Origin of the sequence: Pseudomonas sp. B5(2017) (genome assembly GCF_002112825.1) — a bacterium.
In the GTDB taxonomy this organism is placed as follows: domain Bacteria; phylum Pseudomonadota; class Gammaproteobacteria; order Pseudomonadales; family Pseudomonadaceae; genus Aquipseudomonas; species Aquipseudomonas putida_Z.
In genome coordinates this window covers 341,463-356,059 of record NZ_NEIR01000004.1, presented here as the reverse complement: position 1 = coordinate 356,059, position 14,597 = coordinate 341,463, and the positions used below count along the sequence as shown (strand labels likewise).

General features: G+C 65.1%; 11 protein-coding genes. 4 read left to right on the top strand and 7 right to left on the bottom strand.

Annotated features, from left to right (window positions below):
* Positions 1 to 8: 8 nt before the first annotated feature.
* The 3 genes from CAG00_RS08560 to CAG00_RS08550 form a co-directional block, all read right to left on the bottom strand.
* Positions 9 to 830, bottom strand: coding sequence for an ABC transporter substrate-binding protein (locus CAG00_RS08560; RefSeq protein ID WP_085664046.1), 822 nt, complete (start codon positions 828 to 830; stop codon positions 9 to 11).
* A gap of 187 nt (positions 831 to 1,017) precedes the next feature.
* Positions 1,018 to 1,947 carry an electron transfer flavoprotein subunit alpha/FixB family protein gene (locus CAG00_RS08555; protein WP_085664045.1) on the bottom strand — a complete coding sequence of 310 codons (930 nt, stop codon included), beginning with the start codon at positions 1,945 to 1,947 and terminating at the stop codon, positions 1,018 to 1,020.
* Positions 1,948 to 2,697 (bottom strand): electron transfer flavoprotein subunit beta/FixA family protein, encoded by a 750-nt coding sequence (locus CAG00_RS08550; RefSeq protein WP_025339979.1) that lies wholly within the window; start codon positions 2,695 to 2,697, stop codon positions 1,948 to 1,950. It abuts the gene before it with no gap.
* Positions 2,698 to 3,234: 537 nt separating this feature from the next.
* Here CAG00_RS08550 and CAG00_RS08545 point away from each other — a divergent pair.
* Positions 3,235 to 4,917 carry an electron transfer flavoprotein-ubiquinone oxidoreductase gene (locus tag CAG00_RS08545; RefSeq protein WP_085664044.1) on the top strand — a complete coding sequence of 561 codons (1,683 nt, stop codon included), beginning with the start codon at positions 3,235 to 3,237 and terminating at the stop codon, positions 4,915 to 4,917.
* Positions 4,918 to 5,185: 268 nt separating this feature from the next.
* On the opposite strand, the gene CAG00_RS08540 is transcribed toward CAG00_RS08545, so the two are convergent.
* From CAG00_RS08540 to CAG00_RS08530, 3 genes are all read right to left on the bottom strand, one after another.
* On the bottom strand, positions 5,186 to 6,511 hold the full coding sequence (locus CAG00_RS08540; RefSeq protein ID WP_085664043.1) for an MFS transporter: 1,326 nt from the start codon (positions 6,509 to 6,511) through the stop codon (positions 5,186 to 5,188).
* Between the two features lie 72 nt (positions 6,512 to 6,583).
* Entirely contained in the window at positions 6,584 to 7,063 is a 480-nt protein-coding gene (locus CAG00_RS08535) for a histidine kinase (protein ID WP_085664042.1), read from the bottom strand.
* Between the two features lie 168 nt (positions 7,064 to 7,231).
* The gene (locus CAG00_RS08530) at positions 7,232 to 7,708 is read right to left on the bottom strand and encodes a sigma-70 family RNA polymerase sigma factor (RefSeq protein ID WP_025339983.1); all 477 of its coding nucleotides are present in this window, start codon (positions 7,706 to 7,708) and stop codon (positions 7,232 to 7,234) included.
* A gap of 355 nt (positions 7,709 to 8,063) precedes the next feature.
* Between CAG00_RS08530 and CAG00_RS08525 the strand changes: the two genes are divergently transcribed.
* Genes CAG00_RS08525 through CAG00_RS08515 form a run of 3 tightly spaced genes read left to right on the top strand, consistent with a single transcriptional unit; the run spans position 8,064 to position 12,608 of the window.
* On the top strand, positions 8,064 to 9,236 hold the full coding sequence (locus tag CAG00_RS08525; protein WP_085664041.1) for an efflux RND transporter periplasmic adaptor subunit: 1,173 nt from the start codon (positions 8,064 to 8,066) through the stop codon (positions 9,234 to 9,236).
* Positions 9,237 to 11,201: a MacB family efflux pump subunit gene (locus tag CAG00_RS08520; RefSeq protein ID WP_025339985.1), complete on the top strand. Its 1,965-nt coding sequence runs from the start codon at positions 9,237 to 9,239 to the stop codon at positions 11,199 to 11,201.
* 3 nt (positions 11,202 to 11,204) lie between these two features.
* Positions 11,205 to 12,608, top strand: coding sequence for an efflux transporter outer membrane subunit (locus CAG00_RS08515; protein ID WP_085664040.1), 1,404 nt, complete (start codon positions 11,205 to 11,207; stop codon positions 12,606 to 12,608).
* Between the two features lie 125 nt (positions 12,609 to 12,733).
* Here the strand turns inward: CAG00_RS08515 and CAG00_RS08510 are convergent, their stop codons facing one another.
* Positions 12,734 to 14,353: a PvdJ/PvdD/PvdP-like protein gene (locus CAG00_RS08510; RefSeq protein ID WP_085664039.1), complete on the bottom strand. Its 1,620-nt coding sequence runs from the start codon at positions 14,351 to 14,353 to the stop codon at positions 12,734 to 12,736.
* Positions 14,354 to 14,597 lie beyond the last annotated feature (244 nt).

The following is a 14,597-nucleotide window of genomic DNA, read 5'->3' as shown; positions in this document are numbered from 1 at the left end:
CAATCTTCCTAGTGTTTGGGGGCGTCCGACGGCACCTGCAGCTGCGCTTTCCAGCGCTCGACATTACGTTGCAGCACGGCCTCGGATGCTCCGGAGATCGGCAATTCTGTCAGTTTTTTCGCCAATTGCCCACGCAACCAGCTGTCATTGCAGGCCGAATTGTGCGACAGGGCCAGGTACAGGCCCGGCCGATCCACCGGCAGGCCGCGGGCGATCAGGTCATTGCTCATGCCCAGGCTCTGGGCCATGGCCATGCCCGAATAGCGGCCAGCGAGCACATAGTCCACCTGGCCGAGCACCAGCTTCTGGAACGCCTGGGTCAGGTTCTGTGCTGGCACCAGTTTCAGCTGGGCCTTGGCGAAAGCGGTAAAGGCCGGGGTCAGCCGCGCACGCTCGGACAAACTGCCCTGGTACTGGGCCAGGTCCGCCGGGCCCTCGAAGGCCAGTGTGGCGTCGTGGCGCGTCCACACCAGGTATTCGTTGAGCTGCAGGGGTGGATGGATGTAGTCCAGCGCGGTCAGTTGCTCCACCTGCATGGGGGTGTCGAGCAGCAGGTCCATGCGCCCGCTACGTACTTCTTCCAGCGCCTGGTCACGACGACCGGCGCTCAGCACCTCCACCTTCACGCCCAGTTCGCCAGCCACCTGGCGCAGCAGATCGACGTTGGCGCCGATCAGGTGTTTCGGGTCGTTCGGGTCCCGCCACGAATAGGGCGGCGCATCAGGGCTGCCGGTTGCCACCAGGCGCTCGCACTTGCCTGCCGCCATGGCCAGCGGCGAAACCAGCACCGCCATGCATGCCAGCACCCTGCCTGCTTTACGCAGCACCATTGCTCACTCCTTGTATTGCTTTGCCCGGCCCGATCGCCGGCAAGCCAGCTCCCACAGGTACAGCACCGCCCTTGAGAACTGCGCTGTACCTGTGGAGCCGGCTTGCCAGCGATCGGGCCGGAAATGACCACAAAAAAACCCGGCCCCCTGTACGAGGGCCGGGTTCTTTATAAGTGAAGCAGGCAGATCAGACCAGCTTTTCCAGCTCCGGAACCGCTTCGAACAGGTCAGCGACCAGGCCGTAGTCGGCTACCTGGAAGATCGGCGCTTCTTCGTCCTTGTTGATCGCCACGATCACCTTGGAGTCCTTCATGCCGGCCAGGTGCTGGATCGCGCCGGAGATACCGACGGCGATGTACAGCTGTGGCGCAACGATCTTGCCGGTCTGGCCGACCTGCATGTCGTTCGGCACGAAGCCGGCGTCGACCGCGGCGCGCGAGGCACCGACGGCAGCGCCGAGCTTGTCGGCCAGGCTGTACAGGTGCTTGAAGTTGTCACCGTTGCCCATGCCACGGCCGCCGGAAACGACGATCTTGGCAGCGGTCAGCTCTGGGCGGTCGGACTTGGCCAGCTCTTCACCAACGAAGGCCGAGATGCCGGCGTTGTGCGCGGCGCCGACGGCTTCGATGGAAGCCGAACCACCTTCGGCGGCCACGGCGTCGAAGCCGGTGGTACGCACGGTGATGACCTTGATGGCAGCGCTCGATTGCACGGTGGCAATGGCGTTACCGGCATAGATCGGGCGCTTGAAGGTGTCAGCGGACTCGACCGAGATGATCTCGGAGATCTGGTCCACGTCCAGCAGCGCGGCAACGCGCGGCAGGATGTTCTTGCCGTTGGTGGTGGCCGGAGCCAGCACGTGGCTGTAGCCCTTGGCCAGCTCGACGATCAGCGGCGCAACGTTTTCTGGCAGGGCGTGGGCGTAGGCAGCGTTATCGGCAACCAGCACCTTGGCCACGCCAGCGATCTTGGCTGCGGACTCGGCAACGCCGCCCACGTTCTGGCCAGCGACCAGCACGTGCACATCACCACCGATCTTGGCGGCAGCGGCAACAGTGTTCAGGGTGGCCGGGGCTACGGCACCGTTCTCGTATTCAGCGACAACCAGGATAGTCATTTAGATTACCTTCGCTTCGTTCTTCAGCTTCTCGACCAGTTCGGCCACCGATTTGACCTTGATGCCAGCGCTGCGGGCAGCCGGGGCTTCAACCTTCAGGGTCTTGTTGGTGGAGGCGAGGGAAACGCCCAGCGCGTCTGGAGTAACGGTCTCCAGCGGCTTCTTCTTGGCCTTCATGATGTTCGGCAGCGACGCGTAGCGTGGCTCGTTCAGGCGCAGGTCGGTGGTGACGATGGCCGGCAGGTTCAGTGCAACGGTCTGCAGGCCGCCGTCGATTTCACGGGTGACGTTCAGCTTGTCGCCAGCAACTTCCACCTTGGAGGCGAAGGTGCCCTGGGCGAAGCCGGTCAGCGCAGCCAGCATCTGGCCGGTCTGGTTGTTGTCGCTGTCGATGGCCTGCTTGCCGAGGATGACCAGCTGAGGCTGCTCTTTGTCGACAACGGCTTTCAGCGCCTTGGCCACAGCCAGGGAATTCAGTTCGTCAGCGGCTTCGACCAGGATGGCACGGTCGGCACCCAGGGCCAGGGCGGTACGCAGTTGCTCCTGGGCAGTGGTCGGGCCGACGGAAACGACGACGATCTCGGACGCGACGCCCTTTTCCTTCAGGCGTACGGCTTCTTCCACGGCGATTTCGCAGAAGGGGTTCATGGACATCTTGACGTTAGCAAGGTCGACGCCGGAGTTGTCCGCCTTGACGCGAACCTTGACGTTGTAGTCGACCACTCGTTTGACAGCTACAAGAACCTTCATGGATTCCTCGTTACTCTCCGGTGAATAGATAGTCGCCAGGGGCAGAGCCCTGCGATGCGCGTGGGTACAAGGGCACCTCTAAAAACGTACCGGGAGGCGGTAACTTCACAGTGACCGAACAGTCTTGTCCGGACTCTTGCGACAAATACTCACGGGTCATTTTCTGTCGTGGCGTGTAAACTCCACTACAAACCGGCCCAAGGCCGCAAAACCCTGCTCCACACCTGGTCTTTAGAGGTGTACCTGCGCCCGGCTGCAAGCCTACGGCGAACGTAAAACCGCTCGTATCTTGACCGTAACACCCAATCCGGTCAATACGGCAAATCGGTCACCCTCCAGCCGCGTTCCTGTGATTTTACTGGCCTGCGGCAAATTCAAACAAACGTTTGTATTGGACCCGCCAAGTGGTGTAGATATAATGCGCGGCCAAGACAAAACGGTGTAGTCCGTCATTTGCCCAGCTACAGTTCCGCCGTTGCGTAGAACCGCTGCGAATGCCCCGCGCACCCATAAGACAAAGCAACAGCACGAGCCTTGATGAGTAGGAGAGAACCAGTGGAACGCGAATACATGGAATTCGACGTGGTCATCGTCGGCGCCGGCCCGGCGGGCCTGTCCGCCGCCTGCCGCCTGAAGCAGAAGGCCGCCGAAGCCGGTAGCGAAATCAGCGTCTGCGTGGTGGAAAAAGGCTCTGAAGTCGGCGCCCACATCCTCTCCGGCGCGGTATTCGAACCCCGTGCCCTGAACGAGCTGTTCCCAGACTGGAAAGAGCTCGGCGCGCCGCTGAACACCGAAGTGAAGCGTGACGACATCTACGTGCTCAAGGATGCCGGCAGCTCGACCAAGGTGCCTGACCTGTTCGTGCCCAAGACCATGCACAACCAGGGCAACTACATCATCTCGCTGGGCAATCTGTGCCGCTGGCTGGCCCAGCAGGCCGAGAACCTGGGCGTGGAAGTCTACCCGGGCTTCGCCGCCCAGGAAGCGCTGTTCGATGAAAACGGCGTGGTACGCGGCATTGTCACCGGCGACATGGGCGTCGACCGCGAAGGCAACCCGAAAGACGGCATGTACACCCCTGGCATGGAGCTGCGTGGCAAGTACACCCTGTTCGCCGAAGGCTGCCGTGGCCACATCGGCAAGCAGCTGATCAAGCACTTCAACCTGGATAGCGAATCCGATGTGCAGCACTACGGCATCGGCCTGAAGGAAATCTGGGAAATCGACCCGGCCAAGCACGAGCAGGGCCTGGTGGTGCACACCGCCGGCTGGCCGCTGGACGTGATGGCCAAGGACAACACCGGTGGTTCGTTCCTCTATCACCTGGAAAACAACCAGGTGGTGGTCGGCCTGATCGTCGACCTGTCCTACGCCAACCCGTACCTGTCGCCGTTCGACGAGTTCCAGCGCCTCAAGCACCACCCGGTGATGGCGCAATATCTCGAAGGCGGCAAGCGCATCAGCTACGGTGCCCGTGCCATCTGCAAGGGCGGCTTCAACTCGCTGCCGAAGATGGTCTTCAACGGCGGCGCGCTGATCGGCTGCGACCTGGGCACCCTGAACTTCGCCAAGATCAAGGGCAGCCACACCGCGATGAAGTCCGGCATGCTGGCCGCCGAAGCGGTGGCTGACGCACTGCTCGCCGGCAGCGAAGGCGGTGACCAGTTGAACGGTTACGTCAGCGCCTTCAAGGCCAGCTGGCTGTACGAAGAGCTGTTCGCCAGCCGCAACTTCGGCCCGGCCATGCACAAGTTCGGCCCGCTGCTGGGCGCTGCGTTCAACTATGTGGACCAGAACTGGTTCGGCGGCAAGCTGCCGTTCACCCTGCACGACACCAAGCCGGACTACGCCTGCCTGAAGCTGGCGGCCGAGTCGCAGAAGATCGACTACCCGAAACCGGACGGCAAGCTCAGCTTCGACAAGCTCAGCTCGGTATTCCTCTCCAGCACCAACCACGAAGAGGAACAACCCTGCCACCTGAAGCTGACCGACCCGAACGTGCCGATCGCCAGCAACCTGCCGCTGTACGACGAGCCGGCCCAGCGCTACTGCCCGGCGGGCGTGTACGAAGTGGTCACTCAGGAGGATGGCAACAAGCGCTTCCAGATCAACGCGCAGAACTGCGTGCACTGCAAGACCTGCGACATCAAGGACCCGGCCCAGAACATCACCTGGGTCACCCCTGAAGGCGCTGGCGGGCCGAACTACCCGAACATGTAAGGCCCCTGCCCTGCGCTAACGAAAAGCCCCCGGTTCTCACGAGCCGGGGGCTTTTTGTTTTACCTGTTCTGGCAGTACTGGCCCGTGTAGGAGCGGCCTTGTGTCGCGATGGGCTGCGCAGCAGCCCCGATGGTTTGCGCTGGAGCATAGGTCCTGGGGCTGCTGCGCAGCCCATCGCGACACAAGGCCGCTCCTACAAAGTCCGCGTGCCATCCCACTGTGGTGCCGGCTCAGGAAGTCTGTCTCAGCCCCCAAGACCATTACACGCTCATTTGTCACCACACATGATGGGCATCGGCTCCGCGGCAAACGCCAATGGCTCCCGACGCCCGAAATACAAGGCCGTCAGCAACCCCACCGTACCCATGACCAGACAAAAGCCGACACACACCCACGGGCTCCACGGCATCAGCGCAATCAGCGCCAGCGGCGTGGTGCTGGCCCAAAGCGCGTAGGCCACGTTATAGGTAAAGGAGATGCCCGACACGCGGATCTCGGCCGGGAACAACCCGACCATCACTGACGGCACCACGCCCACCACGCCGCAGGACAGGCCCGCCAGCGCATAGGCCAGCCAGGTCATGCCCCACTGCCCCACCAGGCTGGCATACAACGCGCCGATGCCCACTGGCAGCAACAGGCTGTAGAGCATCAATGCGCGCCAGGCGCCTGCACGGTCGACCAGCAGCCCGGCCAGCACGCAGCCGATGTTGAGGAAGACGATGCCCACGCTGCTAAGGGCAAAGGTGTGCCCGGCACTCATGCCGAAGCGCTGCTGCATCACTGTCGGGGTAATCACCACCAGCACCACCACGGCGGAAGTCAGCACGCAGGTCAGCAGCGCCGCCGGGATCAACGCCCGGCGGTGTTCGCCCAGCACCCGCCGCAGCGGGAAGTTCACCGGCTGCTCCTGGCGCGCGCGCAGGGCAAGGAACACCGGTGTTTCGCTGAGCCAACGACGCAGCCACACGCCGATCACGCCGAATACCCCGCCGAGCAGGAACGGGTAGCGCCAGGCGTAGTCGAGGATTTCCTGCGGGGTGAACACTTGCGCCAGCAAGGTCGCGGTCAGTGCCCCCAGCAGATAGCCAAAGGTCAGGCCGGCCTGCAGGAAGCCCAGGGCATAACCGCGCCGCCCGGCTGGCGCGTGCTCGGCGACGAAAGTCCAGGCGCTCGGCACCTCGCCGCCCACCGCCGCGCCCTGCAGGATACGCAGTGCCAGCAGGATCAGCGGCGCGGCATAGCCGATATCGGCGTAGGTCGGCATTACCCCGATCAACAGGCACGGCAGGGCCATCATCAGGATGCTCAGGCTGAAGACCCGCTTGCGTCCCAGGTGGTCGGCGAAGTGCGCCATCAGGATGCCGCCCAGCGGCCGCGCCAGGTAGCCGGTGACGAAGATTCCGAAGCTTTGCAGCAGGCGCAGCCATTCGGGCATCTCGGGCGGGAAGAACAGCTGGCTGAGGGTCAGCGCAAAGAATACGAAGATGATGAAGTCGTAGATTTCCAGCGCGCCGCCCAACGCCGCCAGGCCCAGGGTCCGGTGGTCGCCGCGGCTGAACCGGGGCGGGCGAGCGGTATCGATGGCAGTCATGGCAGGGTCCGCAAATCGGCAAAGGGCAAGAGGATAGCAAATAGCTGCCCCCTTGCCCTGCCCACTGCGGCTTTAGCGGTTGAACATGGTGTTGACGAAATTGGCCTTCGGCCGTGGCCGCACCGTGGCAGCCGGCATGGCGCCCGGCAGCGGCAGCTTGCCGACCAGCAGCGGCGTATCGATGATCGCCATGAACGCCTCCAGTGCCTCGTTGTCCGGCACCTGGGGCAGGCTCAGGCTGACGGCCTGGCGCTCGGTCTGCGGCACCATGGGCACTTGCAACTGGGTAGAGTGATAAAGAAGGGCGTGCTGGATCTGCGTGCTGACGCGACAGAAGCGCGCCAGGTCGACCCCGACATGGCTGGCCAGCTCGATATTGCCCAACAGCAGGTGGAAAGGCTGCAAGGCACTCAGCACCAGGCGCTGCAGCTCCTCGAAGCTGTCCACTGGCGCTATCCGGTAGTAGCCCAGGCCGTTGAGCAGCCGCTCCAGTTGCAGGCGCTGGCAGGGGTGTGCGTCGGCGATGAGGATGCGCAGGGTCTTGTTGGCCATGGCGGGACCTGGGCAGTTGGGTAATGGGTAGGCTCCATGACCATACTGCGCCAGTAACGGCTGCTGCCAAGGCTACGCCTGGCAGGGGTCTTCTTTGATAGAAGTCGGAAAAACCGTGGAAATCAAGTGATCGACTGACGGAATTTTCATCTGCATTCAACCCGGCGATCAGGATTCCCACTCGCGCATGCGCACCCGGCAGTGCTTCATGGCATTGACGATGTGCTTCTCCACCAGGCTGCGGGAAATACCCAGGTGCTCGGCAATCTGCTGGTGTGACAGGCCTTCGAGCTTGCGCAGCAGGAAGCAGTCGCGGCAGACCTTGCTCAGCTCATCCAGCGCGCGCTGCATCAGTGCCAGGCGCTGGTCGAGCTGCATGTCGTGGGTCGGCGCCGGGGTATGCCAGCGCTCGTCGCTGTCCAGCACCTCCAGCGGCTCGGCCTGGCGTACCTGATGCCGCCGGTGGCGGTCGACCACCAGGTTGAGCGCGGTGCGGTAAAGGAAGGCACGCGGGTGCTCGATGCGCTCGGCGTCGGTGCGTTCCAGCACCCGCAGGTAGGCATCGTGCGCCACATCTTCGGCGGCCTGACGATTGCCCAGGCGCGCGGAAAGGAAGCCCACCAGTTCGCGATAGTAATGTTCCACGACGTTACCTGAGATCGTCCTGCCAGCCTATGCCAGAAAGCCCTTTCAGGCAGCAACGCGGGACCGAGTGATGTCAGCGTGCGATCTTACAAATTATAATTATTCTCAGCAACAAGGTGCATGGAGCAACACCGCCACCACCCCAAGTGTATGCGCCCGTCTGTGGGAGCGGCCTTGTGTCGCGAAAGGGCCGCAAAGCGGCCCCGGCAATCTGCAGTGATGCGAAGATCCTGGGGGCGCTTCGCACCCCTTTCGCGACACAAGGCCGCTCCTACACAGACCGCGCCAAACTCACTGCGCTAAATCCCCTTCTGCCGCTTTCGTCTATCTGGCACCCCCTCGGCTGGATGTCTGCATGAGACCTTTAACCAACACCCGTCGCTGGCTCCTGCTCAGCAGCCTGGGCCTGCTCGGCCTGGGCTGCCTGCTGGCCTGGAAGGCCCTGCCCTACGGCGCACAGCCGCTCAGCACGGTTGCCGTGACCCGCGCCGACATAGAAAGCAGCGTCACCGCACTGGGCACCCTGCAACCAAGGCGCTACGTGGACGTCGGTGCCCAGGCGTCGGGGCAGATCCACACCCTGCATGTGGAGGTTGGCGACACGGTGCGCAAAGGCCAGCTGCTGGTCGAGATCGACCCTTCGACCCAGCAGGCCCGGCTGGATGCCGGCCGCTACTCGATCGACAACCTCAAGGCCCAGCTGGCAGAACAACGCGCACAGTTCCAACTGGCCCGGCAGCAGCTCAAACGCCAACGGGACCTGGCCGCCGCCGGTGCCACCCGCGACGAGGACGTGCAAACGGCCGCCGCACAGCTGAAGGTCACCCAGGCGCGCATCGACATGTTCCAGGCGCAGATCCGCCAGGCCCAGGCCAGCCTGCGCAGCGACGAGGCCGAGCTGGGCTACACGCGCATCTACGCGCCGATGGACGGTACGGTAGTGGCGGTGGATGCCCGTGAGGGGCAAACCCTCAATGCCCAACAGCAAACCCCGCTGATCCTGCGCATCGCCAAGCTCTCGCCGATGACCGTGTGGGCCCAGGTGTCGGAGGCCGACATCGGCAAGGTCACCCCGGGCATGACCGCCTACTTCACCACCCTGGCCGGCGGCAAGCGCCGCTGGACCAGCACCGTGCGGCAAGTGCTGCCGATCCCGCCCAAGCCCCTGGAGCAGGCCAGCCAGGGTGGCGGCAGCCCGGCCAGCGTCAGCAATGGCAGTGCCGGCAGCCAGGTGGTGCAGTACAGCGTGCTGCTGGATGTCGACAACCCGGACGGCGCGCTGATGGCCGAGATGACCACGCAGGTGTTCTTTGTCGCAGGCAAAGCCAGCCAGGTGCTGACCGTACCACTGGCCGCGCTGGACGATGGCGATGGCCTGCGCCTGGCGCATGTGCTGACCCGCGACGGCAAGGTGGAACAGCGCCAGGTACGCACCGGCCTCAGCGACCGCCTGCGCGTGCAGGTGCTGGACGGCCTCAACGAAGGCGAACGCCTGGTGATCGGCGCCCCTGGCGTCAGCGGAGGTTGAATGAGCACACCCCTGATCGAGCTGGTCGACATCCGTAAATCCTACGGCGGCGTCGAAACGCCCAAGGTCGATATCCTCCATGGCATCAGCCTGCGCATCCATCCCGGCGAGTTTGTCGCCATCGTCGGCGCCTCCGGCTCCGGCAAGTCGACCTTGATGAATATCCTCGGCTGCCTCGACCGCCCCACTTCCGGCAGCTACCGCTTCGCCGGCAAGGATGTGGCCGAACTGGGCAGCGACGAACTGGCCTGGCTGCGCCGCGAGGCGTTCGGCTTCGTGTTCCAGGGCTACCACCTGATCCCCTCGGGCTCGGCCCAGGAAAACGTCGAAATGCCGGCCATCTATGCCGGCCTTGCCGCCAGCGAACGCCACGCCCGTGCCAGCGCCCTGCTCGGTCGCCTGGGCCTGGCCAGCCGCACCGGCAACCGCCCGCACCAGTTGTCTGGCGGCCAGCAACAACGGGTGTCGATTGCCCGGGCGTTGATGAATGGCGGCCATATCATCCTCGCCGACGAACCCACCGGCGCCCTCGACAGCCACAGCGGCACCGAAGTGATGGCGTTGCTCGACGAGCTGGCCAGCCAGGGCCACGTGATCATCCTGATCACCCATGACCGCAACGTCGCGGCGCGGGCGCAGCGCGTGATCGAAATTCGCGACGGCCTGATCATCAGCGATTCGGCCGCCGAAAAGCCCACGGTCGACAACGGCCGCGGGCTGCAGGCCGACCAGCTGCGCCAGCGCCTGGACCGTGGCGCGACCTTGCACGGGGCGTGGAAGGGCGAATTGCTCGAAGCCCTGCAGGCGGCCTGGCGGGTGATGTGGGTCAACCGCTTCCGCACCGCCCTGACCCTGCTGGGCATCGTCATCGGCGTGGCCTCGGTGGTGGTGATGCTGGCAGTGGGCGAAGGCAGCAAGCGCCAGGTCATGGCGCAGATGGCAGCCTTCGGCTCGAACATCCTCTACCTCAACGGCAAGCCGGCGAGCCTGGGCGAGCAGGCCGGCACCATCACCCTCGACGATGTCGCTGCCATCGGCCAACTGCCGCAGGTCAAGCACGTGATGCCGGTGATCGGCGAAAAGATGATGGTGCGCCACGGCAACAACAGCCAGCGGTTCTATGTGGGTGGCAACAACACCGGGTTCCCCGAGATTTTCAACTGGCCGGCGGTGCAAGGCAGCTTCTACACCGATGCCGATGAAGCCAACGCTGCCGCGGTGGCGGTGATCGGCCAGAAAGTGCGGGAAAAGATGCTCGACCCTGGGCGCGACCCTCTGGGGCAGTACCTGCTGATCGGCAATGTGCCGTTCCAGGTGGTCGGCATCCTGGCCGGCAAGGGCGCCAGCTCTGGCGACCAGGACAGCGACGGGCGCATCGTGGTGCCCTACTCCGCCGCAGCCATCCGCCTGTTCGGCCAGCGCGACCCGGACTACATCGCCGTTGCCGCCCTGGACTCCACGCGGGTCAACGAGGCCGAAGCGGCCATCGACAAGCTGCTGCGCCAGCGCCACAACGGCCGCCAGGACTTCGAGCTGACCAATGACGCGGCGCTGATCCAGGCCGAGGCGCGCACGCAGAACAGCCTGTCGCTGATGCTGGGGGCGATCGCTGCGATCTCGCTGCTGGTGGGCGGCATCGGCGTGATGAACATCATGTTGATGACGGTGCGCGAGCGCACCCGTGAAATCGGCATCCGCATGGCCACTGGTGCGCGCCAGCGCGACATCCTGCGGCAATTCCTCAGCGAGGCGGTGATGCTGTCGATGGTCGGCGGCCTGGCCGGCATCGTCCTGGCCCTGGCCATCGGTGGCGGCCTGATGCTGGCCGAAGTGGCGGTGGCCTTTGCCCTGCCCGCCATGCTCGGCGCCTTCGCCTGCGCCGTCGTCACCGGCATCGTGTTCGGCTTCATGCCAGCGCGCAAGGCCGCCCGCCTCGACCCGGTCAAAGCCCTTACCAGCGAATAACCCATGACTCTGCCTAGCCGCATCAGCCTGTTGACCTTATGCGTATGCCTCGCCGCCTGCAGCACGCCGCCAACACCCGCCAGCGGCATCGCCGCGCCATCCGCCTGGCAAGGCGAGGCCGCATCACCCTCGGCACAACTGCCAACGACACAGTGGTGGCAAGCCTTCGCCAGCAGCGAGCTCGACCGCCTGGTACAGCACGCCCTGCACAATGCCCATGACCTGGCTGCCGCCACGGCGCGGGTACGCCAGGCCCAGGCCCGCGCGGTCATTGCCGGCGCGCCGCTGTTGCCGGAGTTGAAGCTGGGCCTGGACGGCAGCCGCCAACGCCTGCTGCACGGTGACGGCTATGACCAGCTGGATGTCAGCCGCAGCGAGCCCACCAGCACCTCGTTCGACATGCAGCTCAGCGCCAGCTACGAAATCGACTTCTGGGGCGGCCTGCGGGCGACCCGTGACAGCGCCCTGCGCAGCCTGGATGCCAGCCGCTTCGACCGCCAGACCGTGGCGCTGACCCTGGTCAGCGCGGTGGCCGACAGTTACCTGCAGGGCCTGGCTTTGCAGGAACAGTTGCGCATTGCCCGCCTCAACCTGCGCAATGCCCAGGACGTGCTGGGCCTGGTCGAGGCACGCCAGCGCAGCGGGTCCGCCACGCGCCTGGAACTGGCCCAGCAGCGCAGCCTGGTGGCCGCGCAGCAACGCCAGTTGCCGTTACTGGAACAGAAGTGGCAAGACAGCCGGGTCACCCTGGCGACCCTGCTCGGCGACCCGGTGCAGTCGCTACCCACCAGCCAGGACGCGATCAACAGCCTGCAATGGCCCGCCATTGGCAGCGGCGTGCCCAGCGAGCTGCTCACCCGCCGCCCGGACATTGCCGCGGCGGAAGCACGGCTGGCCGCTGCCAGCGCCAACGTGCAGGTCGCCCGCGCCGCCATGCTGCCCAAGCTCACCCTCGGGGCCAACCTGGGAGCTGGCGCCAATACCTTTGCCCATTTGTTCGACAGCTCCTACTACACCCTCACCAGCGGCCTGGTCGCGCCGATCTTCAACAACGGCCGGCTGCGTGCCGCGCGTGAACTGGCCGAGGCTGAACAGATGGAGTTGCTGGAGACCTACCGCAGCAGCATCCTGGCCGCTTTTGCCGATGTCGAGAAAGCGCTCAATGCGATCCAGGGCGTGGACCGCCAGCGGCAGTGGCAGGATGAAGAGGTGGCGCAGGCGCGGCTGGCGTTCGACCTGGCGCAGCAGCGCTATGGCGCGGGAGCGGAGACGCTGTTGAGCGTGCTGGAGACCCAGCGCACCTTGTATGTGGCGCAGGACCAGCAGGCACAACTGCGCCTGGCCCGGTTGCAGGGTAGCGTGGCGTTGTACAAGGCATTGGGGGGTGGGTGGCAGGTCGGGCAGTAAACCGCGTTGCCTTCCGGGGCTGCTGCGCAGCCCATCGCGACGCAAGGCCGCTCCCACAGGTTCAAGCCATGCGCCGTCATGTGGGAGCGGCCTTGTGTCGCGAAAGGGGCGCAGAGCGCCCCCAATCAACGCGAGCGCTGCGCCACCTTCATGTTGCGCGCATACCACGGCCGCTGCGGTACCTTGGGCCGCAGCTTGTCGAGCAGGTCGTCATCGCTGTAGATGATGCGCAAGGCCAGCTTCATGGTCTCCGGGTCCATCTCTACACTGCGCCCGGGCCGCAAACCCGGCACCGTCGAGCAGCCATGGGTATCCGGCCCCAGCCACGGGTCGGCCACCTCCACCCAGCGCCCTGGCGCAAACCATGGCACGCCATTGACTTCCAGGCGCCGCACCTCGCCCGGGTGCAGCCGCTCATGAGCGTGGAACCAGTCCTCGATGCGGTCGTCGATCCAGCCATGAAAGTGCCAGAACACCGGGTTCACATGGGATGAAAACGGGTCACCGAGAAAATCGTTCTGTTCGGCGAACCAGCGGTCGGCAAAATCATCCGGCGTGCGCGCCGTCGGCACCGGCATGCCGTTGGAGGGGTCGCGCGGCACCGATGCCCAGCGCATGTGCAGCCAGTCGTGCAGGCCCAGCTCCACTTCCGAACCGAACTGGCCCAGGGTCAAGGTGCTCAGGTACTCCGGGTCGGTGTAGCGCGACTCCCAGACCAGGAAGTTGCCATGGAAGGTATCCGGCGTCTTGATGTCGCGCACCCACTGGGTGTAATCCGCATCACCGCTGGCCAGCCAGGTGGGCGGCAGGGCATTGCCGTCATGGTTGTCGAAGTAGCGGGCGAATCCGGCCCGGTCGCGCTCCAGTTCCGGCTGCGGCAGCGGGAAGCGCGTCCATGACGGCAGGTCCTGCAAGGCACGCGCCCTGCCAAGCATGTGCCGGTGCATGAAGAAAAAGTCTTCGCCCGAGCCGTTGCGGTCCTTGTGCCGGCCCCGCGCGTCACGCTCGCGATCACGCGGCCCGGGCTGCCAGCCCAGGCCACGCAGGGCGCCCTGCTTGTCCTTGCCCAGTTTGTGCCATTTGTCCCGCGACGAGTGCCACAGCTGGTGGAACAGGCGATGCTCCGGGGCGGTCAGCCAGGCCAGCAGTTGCGGGTTCAGCGGGATACGCTCGCGCGCCTCGGGGAAGGTGCGCTTCAAGGCCAGGAACTGGTTGTCCTCCACGGGCAATGTCAGCGCGCGGTCCAGGCGTGCAATGCGCCCGTTGAGGGTGGCCGGCCCGGCGTTGCCGAAGCGGCCCCATACCTCGTCGAGCACGATATGGCATTCATAGCGGGCCTGGGCCGAAAACAGGCGCCAGCGCAGGGTGCCCGGCTTGTCCGCCAACAGGTCGCCTACCACGCGGTAGCGCGGTTCCTCCTGCCCACGCAGGCGCTCGGGGGTATCCAGGTAGCCGCGCAGGGCGCGCCCGCTGGTTGCCACATCCAGGAACAGCTCCAGTTCACCCGTGGGCAGGCCGTCCAGGCCCGCATCCTTGCCTTGCAGGGTCCAGCGCCAGATGCCGCGCAGGGTATCGCCCAACTGCTGCAGGCGGGTATCGGCCAACTCGACCACGGCCTCGCCAGGGGTTTCCGGGAATTCCTCGGCGGCACGCTGGCGCTGCACATACAGCGCCCCCAGCGCACCGGGCACCACCACCCCCGTCAATGCCACACCGGCGATGAAACCGCGTCGGGAAATCGTCATTGCATACCTGTGCATTCATTGCGGCCATGGAGCACGGCCCGTCCAAGGCTAGAACGTTGCACGGCAGGCGAAATTTAGCGGCTTGCCACCCCCAAACCTTGAAGGCAACTCGGTCAATGTAGGAGCGGCCTTGTGTCGCGAAAGGGCCGCAAGGCGGCCCCGGCAATTTTGCAGAGGTGCGAAGATCCTGGGGGCGCTGCGCACCCCTATCGCGACACAAGGCCGCTCCTACAGGGCCCTGCGC

Bases quoted from the DNA above. Each gene is read 5' to 3' on its own strand.
- CAG00_RS08560 (WP_085664046.1), bottom strand. From the start codon at position 830: ATGGTGCTGCGTAAAGCAGGCAGGGTGCTGGCATGCATGGCGGTGCTG.
- CAG00_RS08555 (WP_085664045.1), bottom strand. From the start codon at position 1,947: ATGACTATCCTGGTTGTCGCTGAATACGAGAACGGTGCCGTAGCCCCG.
- CAG00_RS08550 (WP_025339979.1), bottom strand. From the start codon at position 2,697: ATGAAGGTTCTTGTAGCTGTCAAACGAGTGGTCGACTACAACGTCAAG.
- CAG00_RS08545 (WP_085664044.1), top strand. From the start codon at position 3,235: ATGAGTAGGAGAGAACCAGTGGAACGCGAATACATGGAATTCGACGTG.
- CAG00_RS08540 (WP_085664043.1), bottom strand. From the start codon at position 6,511: ATGACTGCCATCGATACCGCTCGCCCGCCCCGGTTCAGCCGCGGCGAC.
- CAG00_RS08535 (WP_085664042.1), bottom strand. From the start codon at position 7,063: ATGGCCAACAAGACCCTGCGCATCCTCATCGCCGACGCACACCCCTGC.
- CAG00_RS08525 (WP_085664041.1), top strand. From the start codon at position 8,064: ATGAGACCTTTAACCAACACCCGTCGCTGGCTCCTGCTCAGCAGCCTG.
- CAG00_RS08520 (WP_025339985.1), top strand. From the start codon at position 9,237: ATGAGCACACCCCTGATCGAGCTGGTCGACATCCGTAAATCCTACGGC.
- CAG00_RS08515 (WP_085664040.1), top strand. From the start codon at position 11,205: ATGACTCTGCCTAGCCGCATCAGCCTGTTGACCTTATGCGTATGCCTC.
- CAG00_RS08510 (WP_085664039.1), bottom strand. From the start codon at position 14,353: ATGACGATTTCCCGACGCGGTTTCATCGCCGGTGTGGCATTGACGGGG.